The 5,582-nt window shown below is 44.9% G+C and carries 7 protein-coding genes; 4 read left to right on the forward strand and 3 right to left on the reverse strand.

Going from position 1 to position 5,582, the window contains the following annotated elements; genetic code table 11:
* The 4 genes from fliD to AC29Z1_RS12685 all read left to right on the forward strand — a co-directional run.
* Positions 1-719: flagellar filament capping protein FliD (gene fliD / locus AC29Z1_RS12670; protein WP_488271821.1), on the forward strand; the 719-nt coding region annotated here is incomplete at its 5' end.
* Between the two features lie 22 nt (positions 720-741).
* Complete coding sequence (locus AC29Z1_RS12675; RefSeq protein WP_488271822.1) at positions 742-1,092, forward strand: hypothetical protein; 351 nt, start codon at positions 742-744, stop codon at positions 1,090-1,092.
* Positions 1,093-1,104: 12 nt separating this feature from the next.
* Positions 1,105-1,743 (forward strand): hypothetical protein, encoded by a 639-nt coding sequence (locus AC29Z1_RS12680; RefSeq protein WP_488271823.1) that lies wholly within the window; start codon positions 1,105-1,107, stop codon positions 1,741-1,743.
* 174 nt (positions 1,744-1,917) lie between these two features.
* The gene (locus AC29Z1_RS12685; RefSeq protein WP_488271824.1) at positions 1,918-2,280 is read left to right on the forward strand and encodes a hypothetical protein; all 363 of its coding nucleotides are present in this window, start codon (positions 1,918-1,920) and stop codon (positions 2,278-2,280) included.
* 120 nt (positions 2,281-2,400) lie between these two features.
* Here AC29Z1_RS12685 and AC29Z1_RS12690 read toward each other — a convergent pair whose 3' ends face one another.
* The 3 genes from AC29Z1_RS12690 to AC29Z1_RS12700 all read right to left on the reverse strand — a co-directional run.
* The gene (locus AC29Z1_RS12690; RefSeq protein WP_488271825.1) at positions 2,401-3,018 is read right to left on the reverse strand and encodes a DUF7310 family coiled-coil domain-containing protein; all 618 of its coding nucleotides are present in this window, start codon (positions 3,016-3,018) and stop codon (positions 2,401-2,403) included.
* A 26-nt stretch (positions 3,019-3,044) separates the two neighbouring features.
* Positions 3,045-4,478, reverse strand: coding sequence for a TIGR02679 family protein (locus AC29Z1_RS12695; protein WP_488271826.1), 1,434 nt, complete (start codon positions 4,476-4,478; stop codon positions 3,045-3,047).
* The coding region (locus AC29Z1_RS12700; RefSeq protein ID WP_488271827.1) for an SbcC/MukB-like Walker B domain-containing protein at positions 4,475-5,582 on the reverse strand (1,108 nt) is incomplete at its 5' end. The genes AC29Z1_RS12700 and AC29Z1_RS12695, both read right to left, overlap by 4 nt.

The following is a 5,582-nucleotide window of genomic DNA, read 5'->3' on the forward strand; positions in this document are numbered from 1 at the left end:
CGGACATTGAAAAAACGATTGCCAATGTGAAAGCGTTTATTGAGGATTATAATACTTTTCTTGCTGCATATAATACCGAGCTGCATGAAGACAAATATCGAGATTTCATGCCTCTGACCGACGAGCAGAAAGCGGAAATGACTGAAAGTCAGATTGAGGCTTGGGAGAAAAAGGCGAGAAGCGGCTTGCTGCGGCGGGATTCTATTTTGACACAGGCGGTCAATTCGCTTCGGCTAAGTTTCATTGAACCAGTGGCTGGCTTGACCGGCAAATACCGGAGTGCGGTGGACATTGGGATAGGGACCGGCTCATATGTTGATAGTGAGGGCAATTATACCAGTGAGGTTAAAAATTACGGTAAGCTATATGTTGATGAAGACAAGTTAAGAAAAGCGTTGGAGGAAGATCCGGACGCGGTATTTAAGATTTTTGGTACGAGTGGTGACACTACCAGTGAAAGTGGTGTTGCGCATCGGATCTATTCCCAATTGTATTCGACTATGAGCCGATTAAAAGATGAAGCCGGCTTACCTGATGCTGTCGATACACAAAGTAATCTTGCCAAACGTTTGGAAATGTATAACGAGCGCCTGAACAATATGCTGAGAAGTCTGAACGCTGCCGAAGAGCGGTATTATAAGCAATTTGATGCTATGGAGTCAGCTTTGTCCGCTCTAAGCGCGCAGAGTAATTGGCTGTTACAGCAATTTAGTCAATAATCAGTAAAGGACATATTATATTATGAATAGCTCACAGCGAACAGCGACCAGTTTATGGCAAGATTATTTGTTCCTATCGCGTGAGATGCTGCGGTTTCTTGAGAGACAGGAACACGAGCTTTTCTTTGAACTGATGCGGCAGCGAGAAAGTGTACAGCAGATGATAGATAAACTGGAGACTGATGATTTTAAGCATACAGAACAAGGAAAGGCATTATTCGAAGAGCTCCGTGGGCTAAATCTTCGGATTATGCAAATGATCCGGCTGTTCTTGAACAATGCCCAGAGAAAGCATAATGCAGCAAGAGCCTATGACGGCTATGGAGAGGCTTGGGGTTCCACCGGCAGTCGGCTTGACAGGACTATAAAGTAGCGGAGGGTAACTATGGCTGAAATTCGAACAATTGCTGGGTTTGCAAATGATGTTACAGGCAGTTATGGTACTTATTCCACAACGGTTACATCAACTAGAAATAAGACAAGTACCAGTCAGGCACAAGATACTTATTTGCAGCTCCAACAGAATGCAATTAACAAACAGATAAAAGAGTTTGACGAGGCTGTAGAGCTTTTAAACCGCAGATTGCGCGTATTTTCTTCCGGTGGAATGTTGGAACAATATTATAGAAAATCTGGAATTGGTGAAGGGTTTAACAACTTTTTCAGCAATTCATTGCGTAACCTGGTTGATGCGTATAATCAGCTAAACAGTGTGATCAAATCTTCCGGCTACATGACTGAGGAAGGTACCCGCCTGCTGGATAGTGTACGGGGATTACTGAAAGGCAAGGACAGCCAGGTTTATCTGGACATGGGACTTACGCTGAATGAGAATACTGGTCATCTTAAACTTGATGACCAGAAGCTAGCCAGTTTTTTAACCAAGAAAGCTAATGTTGAACAAGCCAAAAAATTATTGGTGGACGAAGGATATCTTGCAACTACGCTACAACAGATTGTTGATGGTATTCAAGGAAGGAATACAGATTACTTTTTTTGTCGTCCCTTTTCTGCCTATGTATAGTAGGATGCCGATATGAAATAGTGATGACAAAAATGAAAAGATATCAGAGCAGAAAGTCTTGGTGCTCTGATATCTTTTACATAGTGTTGGATAGATATAGTGTTTTGGTCATCCATCTAATCCACGGAAGGCAAACCAAAGGCATGATATAGGAAGAAAAGAGGAGTGATAGTAATGAGGATAAGTGTTTCTGGCAGTCAATCAGTACAGAGCCATGCTATGACTAATGCCTCATTGCAAACACGAAGGGAACAATTGAAAAGCGAAATTCAAAAACTGCCCCAGGAAGATACTGCAAAGAATCAGGATAGAATAAAAAGTCAACAAAGTCAATTACAACAAATTAAGTCTGAATTTCTCCAACGAGAGCAATCATCCAACTCGGAAAATATAGCCGTAGCAGATCTGGTGGTTGGGCCGGCTTATATCGTTCAGCTTGGGCAGCCGCAAACCACCGGCAGTATTGCTGACAGTATGTTGTCAAGTAATGTAATTGGCCCTGCTTATCAAGTTGAGATACGTGCGAAAAATGCCTAACGTTTTCTTAAAGAGTCAGGCGTTGAAATTGCGATTCGGTACTCTGCCTAACTAGTAAGCACCTAAAAGTCTTGTGAGCAAGATTTTAGGTGCTTACTATGTTTTTGCATGCAAGGAAATCTATAATGCCTGACGTATTCGGTGAATGTCGTATCCATGTTCAGCGGTTTTACGGAGTAGGAAATTGATACTGTCCGCTGTGCGGTCTATGTGTTCGGCCAGGGAGTTGGCCAGCTTGTCCACTTTGTCATCTCGCAACGCTACTTTCTCGTCAATATGGGTTACTTTTTCAGTAAGCTGATTAACAGTCCCTGTAAGTGTAGCTAAGTTGTGGCCTAGAGAATGCAGCTGGGCATTAATTTCCTCGTTATTGTGCCGCAGCGCTTTAGTAACAGCAATATTTTCATCAAGCTTACCTTCAACGATATCTAACCTATTTTCCAGGCTATTCATTCTGGTTTCCAGCTTATCCACTTTGGCTTCCAGCTTGTCCATTCTGGATTCCAAGCTATCCATCCTGGCTTCCAAGTTATTCATTCTGGATTCCAAGCTATCCATCCTGGCTTCCAAGTTATCCATTCTGGATTCTAAGCTATCCATCCTGGTCTCCAGTCTGTCAAGCCTGGAAATAATCTGTTCTTGTCCTTTAAATAATTGTTCCTGCCCCTTAAATAATTGTTCTTGTCCCTTTAATAATTGCTGTTGCACATCAAAAATCTGTTGAAGGATTTTCTCCATTGGCCACACCCCTTTCATTGCATCCCCTAAATTTTCTTTATTATATCATAAAAAAAACAAAAGTGGTGATTTGTCATCAACTTATTACCAAAAACTACTTTATCAGACAGCATATCCTGAATGAGTTTGTCTACCAGCGATTCCTGATAGCCTGCCTGTTTGGTGGAGCGCATGGTCTGGACAATGCCTGCAAGTGCCTGGTTGGTGATAGAGTCAAGCTTTTTGCACCTGCTTTTGCTAATCTCGCAAGTTACTTCTGTATGTTTTAGACTGTTCGTATAGTCAGCGGTTGAATAGCGCCAAAGTTTTACTTGGTACGGGTAGCGTGACAGCAGTCGGTCAGCCAGTAATAGTCCTTCAGGGTCAAAATCTCCGGAATAATGCAGGGTGCAGCCGCCTGCGATCAAGCGGTCAATAGCTGCCCAGGAGGCTAGTTTAAAATTGCCATGGGGGCAAATCAGCGGCGGTAACGGCAGGGACTTGCCGACAAAATAATCCATGATGGTTGAGCAGACACCGGAGTTTTCAACAATATATACATTCTTATGACCATGTGGCTGCAAAGCAGCAGGGATAAGCTGAGAAAGGGTAACAAGCTCGCGGAGGGGTACATTAAGAACGGCTCCCGCCTGCCAGGCTTTCCGCCAGTAGGAAAGTTCTTGGTGACTGTCTGCTCTTTTCTTAAAGGCAAGGAGTCCGGAGCAGGTGACGAAGTTCAGCAAATCGTCGCGCAGCAGGTGGAATGAATATAAAAGTTCGGCTTCGGCTTCGGCAGGTGAATACCAGGGCAAATCCTTACTTTGCATCTGGGACGAGGTTTGGTGAATCAGTTTGAGCGCTTCAAGAAACAGGCGTCCAGCAGGAGTATCGGTGTCCAGAGCATGGGGATTACCAGCAATACGTTCGGCAAACAACGGCAGCCGCTCATAGCTGTTAGGCAAATGGCTGAGCGCCTGCAGGGTTATGGTGAAAAGGTTTCGGTTCTCAGGGAATCCTCGTTCGTACGCCGCCTGCGCGCGGCGTGTGCCGGGGTGTCTGTGATATACGGCGTTTAACCATATCTGGCAGTACTGGTTATCATAGCGGGATATAAGTTCATTCAGTAAGTTGGTTCTGGCTCTTTCTGCCTGCGTGCAAACTTCCTGGTTGGTCATGAGTGGTGTCTGAGCGTAATGATTGAGGATATCCAGTGCATCAGCACCGGCAAATCGGGTTTGCTCGATGGCTGCTGCCAATTGGGCAAACGAAATGGTAATGGATGTTTTGCCTTCACAGTTGATCCGGAAAAAGGATTCCAGCGCCTGCACTTCTTGCGGAGACGGCTTGGTCAGGGTTACTTTTCCCGCCAGCCGTCCCAAAGATTGATATTTTTTTATGAGCAAGGTAAATAGCCGGTCAAAGCCGCGATGACTGCGAAAATAGGCGGCTGCAGCGGCAGATGGTGAACTCATGGTGTTCATGTACTCACCTCATCGTAGATCAGGCGGCGGGTAAAACCATCCCATTCGTAACGGACAAGGGTAACATAGGGAGCGTTTTTGGGTCTGACGAGTTCATAGATGGCAAGCTGTTTTACTGTATCATAATCGCCCCAAAGCGCCTGGGAGTTCATGATATAGTTAAACCCTAACTGCTCAACCAAAACAAACATCTCTCGAATGTTGTTCTCATCTACCCCGGCAAAAGCTTCATCCAGCGAAATGATGCGTGGCGCATCGGCTCTGGCTTCCCGATAACGGGAGTAGGCGGCCGAAAACAACGGAATATACATCGCCATAGCTTTTTCACCGCCGCTGAACTTGCCAAAGGCGTTATTTGTCAGTTCTTTCTTTGGCATGCCCTCTCGGCGATAGAACAGGGTAAAGGTAAACCATTTACGATAATCCAAGAGTTCGCGGACAATCTGCTGGAAAGAATCAGAGCGGAAAGATGCCTGGGTTTTGGCCTGTTCGATGCGTGACTGAAAATAGCGGACAACGCGCCTCATGTATTCCTCTTTTAATAGGCGGTGGTCAGCCCTGAGCAGGTTGACTAAATCTTCGGTATCCAATTGACTGTCGTCATCGGCTGTGAGTGGCTTCCAGCGCAAAGAAAATGCCAAACCGCTGGATGTATCAAGACTTTCCATGAGATCGTTCATTTGGGCTACCCAGTGTTCCGCACTGTTTATCCGTTTGCTTATAATCCGGCCAATGCTGTTCATGATAACTTCTTCATACAATTCTCTGTCTTGCTGAGACAGGATTACCTTTTGGTCGGAAATTTGTTTATCAATCAACTGCAAGGCAGACTGAGGTGTCATTCGCCGCCCGTCGTATTCCAGTGTAATTCGTTTGCGACGGGTTATTTGTCTGAGTTCATTGTTATGCCGGACAAAGAAATCGATATCTTGTACTGGTGGAATGTCAGGGAGTTCAATGGTGTCTGTTAATATATCATCCATCTGCAGGCGGTATTCTACCAGTATGGAGTTTTCTTTGAAAAAGCTTTCTGTCAGACTTGAGGCAATTTTGTCACGGTCCCCATCGACTGCTTCTAGCAGGTTTGCATAGGTGTTGACAATT

This window comes from Sporomusa sp. (assembly GCF_057736855.1).